Consider the following 5,241-nt stretch of genomic DNA (forward strand, 5'->3'; position numbering starts at 1 on the left):
TCGTTGATCGGTGGTGCTCTTTTTGTGTTTTCAGAAAAAACCTGCATTTATGCGGGGGGTGAGGTTCGCCTAATTATCATTTGAGATGTTGGACAAATCTGATGAATAGACTCGAAAATCAGCTAAGAATTGAATGGTAATCGACTACATCATCGTGATACAAAAGAACTATAATATATCATTTAATATGGTTAAATAGTACTACAGTTGATATAATAATGAACGATTCTCATCTTATAACGAAAGAAGGATAGTTCTTTATGCTGAATTTAATCTACAGCAAGGTTACATTCAAGGCTAGGCTTATTGTGGTAATGTCGCTTCTTGTCATCCTTCCGCTAGCTGTGACGAGTGTGATAAGTTATAGGCAGTCTTACGAAGGTATAAAGAATTTAGTATATAATGACTTGGATTATATTGTTCATATTAAATCCGGTCAGTTGTCACCTTATACCGAATCAACGGAATTATCGGAGAATAGCCAAGTTATCGTTGACGAAATTGTTTCGGATGTGAAACGGAATTACTTTGAACCTGACGGCATGACTGGATATGCTTATATCATCGATGAGACGGGGAAAGCCTTGTTCCACCCGGATGAAGCAACGCGGGGAACCGATCTCTCTACTTATGATTTTATCAAGAGGATGCTCAGCCAAAAAAATGGATCCATCGAATATAACTGGTCGGATGGGCGGAAAATAGTTTCATTTACCGAGCTGCCGAACGGATGGATTTTTGCAATAGGAAGCTATATCGATGATATTATGCAGCCTGCATCTTCAATATTAGACAGCATTGCCATTACCGCAGTAATTAGTTTTATTCTTGTATTCATCATCGCGTATCTTTTTGGCAGCCTTACGGTTAAACCGTTAATAGAGATCAGTGGTGCTATGAAGGAACTTGGAAGCGGTAACCTCGCAGTACGGCTCGTCGCTAAGACGAAAGACGAATTTGGCATCATGAAAAACATGTATAATCATATGGCCGATCGCTTGGCTGGGGTGATCCGATCGATGCAGGCCACTGTGCAGAATTTGAATGCTTCCTCTGAAGATTTGTCAGCAAGCTCTGAGGAGAACCTTGCAGCAACGGAGCAGGTTTCTACGACGATGCAGCAAATCGCGGAGAGCTCAGATCTTCAGGTAATGGAAGTCAGAAAAAGCGAAGTTTCTGTGCACGAGACAACACGGATCGTTGAGGAAATGGTCGTTAAATTTGGGGAAATGGCGAAGCAATCTGAAACGACAATGGAAGATGTCAATCAGGGCAGCATTGCGTTATCGAATATGGCAGCTAAAATGGGGGACATCATTAAGTCGGTATCCATCGCTGAAGAGGCTATTGATAGACTTGGGCGGAACTCGGTGTCCATCAAAGATATTGTTCTTACCATACGTGGAATCTCGGAACAAACGAATTTGCTCGCACTGAATGCAGCGATCGAAGCCTCACGAGCGGGTGGGGAAGGAAGAGGTTTTGCGGTAGTTGCGAATGAGATTCGTAAATTGGCAGATCAAGCCAACCAAGCTTCTGGAGAAATCGTACGTACGATAGAATCCGTGGATACCGATATCCAGGTTGCTGTTGAAGCCGTAAGAGATACTTCAGGTGCGGTCGCAAGCGGAGGAACGGCCGCGGAAAGAATGAGCTTAGTTTTTGAGAAGGTAGAGAAGGCCTTTATGATGGTAGATGAAAATGTTTCTGAGTTGTATAAGCGCATTGAGGAGGTCAAGCAGGAGGCGTTGAATGTAGAACAGGGATCTGACTCCATTGCCGGTTTGTCTCAAAAAAATGCGGATGCGATCAATGAAATAAGTGTTACATACGAACAATTAAATGCCTCGATGGAGGACATAACGGGTACTGCCCAGGGATTGGCAGCAATGGCAGAACAGTTGCAACAGATAGTGAATGAATTTAGATTTGAATAAACCTGTAATTACATATCTGACAACATATTAGTTACGTAATAAATATTATGTAAACATAAACTTTGGCCAGTTTGACATTTACGGCAGAGGAACTGCGTCAAAATCAATACGATCTTAGGACATGGATCACCGAGGCAAACGCCGCCCGACTTTCCGGGCGGTGTTTTTTTCTACTATTTTCTCCCTCCATATTGAGCTTTAGCCCATCGAACCATTATAATAGGTCGAGTGTACCTTTTTTCGTAAATCTTGAGTTAACCAATTATATTTCATATAGAAAAGGTGTTAAATTTCCATGAGTATTTTAAATGTTGAACGACTGAGCCACGGATTTGGGGACCGGGCGATTTTTAACGATGTTTCCTTTCGTTTGCTGAAAGGCGAGCATGTTGGCTTGGTGGGGGCTAACGGTGAAGGGAAATCGACCTTCATGAACATCATTACAGGCAAGCTGCAGCCAGACGAAGGCAAAATTGAGTGGGCTAGACGCACGCGTGTGGGCTATCTCGATCAGCATGCGGTGCTGGAGAAAGGAATGACGATTCGCGACGTACTGCGCGGAGCGTTCCAATACCTGTTCGATTTGGAACAGGAAATGAACGACATGTACGCCAAAATGGGGGAGGTATCGCCGGAAGAGCTGGAGCAGCTGCTGGAGGACGTAGGTACGATCCAAGACACGCTCACGAATCAGGATTTCTATCTCATCGATGCCAAGATTGAGGAAACGGCTCGGGGCTTGGGCTTGACAGATATCGGGCTCGAAAGAGATGTTCACGACCTCAGCGGAGGCCAGCGGACGAAGGTATTGCTCGCGAAACTTCTGCTGGAGAAACCAGACATTCTGCTGTTGGACGAACCTACCAACTATTTGGACGAGCAACATATCGAATGGTTGAAGCGGTATTTGCAAGAGTACGAGAACGCGTTTATCCTCATTTCGCACGATATCCCGTTCCTGAACAGCGTGATTAACCTGATTTATCATATGGAAAATCAAGAGCTAAACCGTTACGTCGGTGATTATGATAACTTCTTGCAGGTGTATGAAGCGAAAAAACAACAGTTAGAGTCCGCCTACAAACGTCAGCAACAGGAAATTGCCGATCTCAAAGATTTCGTAGCCCGCAACAAAGCCAGTGTAGCGACGCGAAACATGGCGATGTCTCGTCAGAAGAAGCTGGACAAGATGGAAATTATCGAGCTGGCGAAGGAAAAACCGAAACCGCAGTTTAACTTCAAGGATGCTCGGACATCAGGCAAGTTAATTTTTGAAACGAAGGATCTGGTCATTGGTTACGACTCGCCTTTATCGAAGCCGCTGAATTTAAGAATGGAACGCGGGCAGAAAATCGCCCTCGTCGGCGCCAACGGGATCGGGAAAACCACACTGCTTCGCAGCATCCTGGGACAAATCCCGGCGATCTCTGGTTCGGTGCATCTCGGGGACTTGCTGGAAATCGGCTACTTTGAGCAAGAGATGAAGGATGCCAATTACAATACGTGCATTGAAGAAATCTGGAACGAGTTCCCGTCGTTCACGCAGTTTGAGGTTCGTGCGGCTCTGGCGAAATGCGGACTGACAACGAAACATATCGAAAGCAAAATCGCAGTTCTAAGCGGAGGCGAGAAGGCTAAGGTGCGCCTGTGCAAGCTGATTAACCGGGAAACGAACCTGCTCGTATTGGACGAACCGACGAACCATTTGGACGTGGATGCGAAAGATGAGCTGAAGCGTGCGTTGAAAGCTTACAAAGGCAGCATTCTGTTAATCTCCCACGAACCGGAATTTTATCGTGATGTCGTTACGGAGACGTGGAACTGTGAATCTTGGACCACCAAGATGATCTAATCTAGTCGTAATCTAGCATTTAAGGGTTGCCTCAGGTATAATTGGTTTAAATTAGAAAACGAGGTGATCTGATGGCAGTTAGCTTGAGTAATATTTTCGTAAACCTTCCTGTAAAAGACTTGCAGAGATCGATGAAATTCTTTCAATCGATCGGCTTTGAGTTTAATCCGCAATTTACCGATGAGAAGGCGGCTTGTTTGGTGATTGGACCGAATATTTTCGCCATGCTGCTGACGGAGGAGTACTTCAAGTCGTTTACGAAGAAAGAAATCCCGGATACCTCGGTTCATTCGGAGGTCATCGTCGCCTTGTCGGCCGAGAGCCGTAATCAAGTGGACGAAATCGTGAACAAGGCGCTAGCCTCGGGCGGGAAGCCCTACAGCGATCCGGTTGACCACGGTTTTATGTATACTTGGAGCTTCCAGGATCCGGACAGCCATCTCTGGGAAATCGTATTTATGGATCCGAGCGCTGTGCCATCGGAATAAAGAAGGATTATTCCATGCCCTATGTGAATTACATAGGGCATTTTTGCAATATTAAGTGCTAATTTCATAGTCAACTAAACCTACAGCATTCATTGCCGCCAACTAAGTTGTTGGTTATAATAGTTGGGTAGATTATTAAGAAAGTGGGAAGAGTATGGGCCGCAAATGGAATAATATTAAAGAGAAAAAGGCTTCGAAAGACGCGAACACTAGTCGAATCTACGCGAAGTTCGGCGTTGAGATTTATGTAGCTGCCAAGAAGGGCGAGCCGGATCCGGAATCGAACCGTGCCTTGAAGGTCGTTCTTGAACGGGCGAAAACGTACAATGTGCCGAAGGCGATCATTGACCGGGCTCTCGATAAAGCGAAAGGCGCTACGGATGAAGTATATCAAGAGTTGCGTTATGAAGGCTTCGGCCCTAACGGCGCAATGGTCATTGTAGATACATTAACGAATAACGTAAACCGTACCGCACCGGAAGTACGCTCCGCATTTAATAAGAATGGCGGAAACATGGGCGTAAGCGGATCGGTATCTTATATGTTTGACGAAACAGCCGTCATCGGGATGGAAGGCAAATCGATTGATGAAGTGTTTGAAATCCTGATGGAAGCCGATCTTGAGGTGCGGGATATCATCGAAGAGGACGAGTCGGTGATCGTATATGCCGAACCCGATCAATTCCATGCCGTTCAAGAAGCGCTCAAGAACTCAGGGGTTACGGAGTTTACGGTAGCGGAACTGACGATGCTGCCTCAAAACTACGTTACTCTACCGAGTAAAGAAGTGGAAGCGCAGTTCGAGAAGTTGATCGATGCGTTGGAGGATCTGGAGGACGTACAGCAGGTCTATCACAACGTGGAATTTTCGGATTAAGCCCTCGGACGAGGCGATAAACAACGGGCTGATAAGAAGGACTCTTCTTTCAGCCCGTTTTTGATTGTTTGGCGTGCCCAGCTAAGC

The 5,241-nt window shown here is 45.5% G+C and carries 4 protein-coding genes; all 4 read left to right on the plus strand.

The genetic code is table 11. The features are described from left to right. Positions 1-260 precede the first annotated feature (260 nt). The 4 genes from PBA01S_RS22310 (at position 261) to PBA01S_RS22325 (ending at position 5,154) form a co-directional block, all read left to right on the plus strand. Positions 261-1,937, plus strand: coding sequence for a methyl-accepting chemotaxis protein (locus PBA01S_RS22310; protein ID WP_127576766.1), 1,677 nt, complete (start codon positions 261-263; stop codon positions 1,935-1,937). 295 nt (positions 1,938-2,232) lie between these two features. After that, the gene (locus tag PBA01S_RS22315) at positions 2,233-3,789 is read left to right on the plus strand and encodes an ABC-F family ATP-binding cassette domain-containing protein (protein ID WP_085170989.1); all 1,557 of its coding nucleotides are present in this window, start codon (positions 2,233-2,235) and stop codon (positions 3,787-3,789) included. A 71-nt stretch (positions 3,790-3,860) separates the two neighbouring features. Next, entirely contained in the window at positions 3,861-4,277 is a 417-nt protein-coding gene (locus PBA01S_RS22320) for a VOC family protein (RefSeq protein WP_085170990.1), read from the plus strand. Positions 4,278-4,431: 154 nt separating this feature from the next. Beyond that, positions 4,432-5,154 (plus strand): YebC/PmpR family DNA-binding transcriptional regulator, encoded by a 723-nt coding sequence (locus PBA01S_RS22325; RefSeq protein WP_009223249.1) that lies wholly within the window; start codon positions 4,432-4,434, stop codon positions 5,152-5,154. The last annotated feature ends 87 nt before the right edge of the window (positions 5,155-5,241 follow it).

The sequence above is a fragment of the Paenibacillus barengoltzii NBRC 101215 genome (genome assembly GCF_004000745.1).
Lineage (GTDB): Bacteria > Bacillota > Bacilli > Paenibacillales > Paenibacillaceae > Fontibacillus > Fontibacillus barengoltzii.

What these genes read in the sequence shown, in the direction of transcription:
- PBA01S_RS22325 (WP_009223249.1), top strand. Translation starts at nt 4,432, where the DNA reads ATGGGCCGCAAATGGAATAATATTAAAGAGAAAAAGGCTTCGAAAGAC.
- PBA01S_RS22320 (WP_085170990.1), top strand. Translation starts at nt 3,861, where the DNA reads ATGGCAGTTAGCTTGAGTAATATTTTCGTAAACCTTCCTGTAAAAGAC.
- PBA01S_RS22315 (WP_085170989.1), top strand. Translation starts at nt 2,233, where the DNA reads ATGAGTATTTTAAATGTTGAACGACTGAGCCACGGATTTGGGGACCGG.
- PBA01S_RS22310 (WP_127576766.1), top strand. Translation starts at nt 261, where the DNA reads ATGCTGAATTTAATCTACAGCAAGGTTACATTCAAGGCTAGGCTTATT.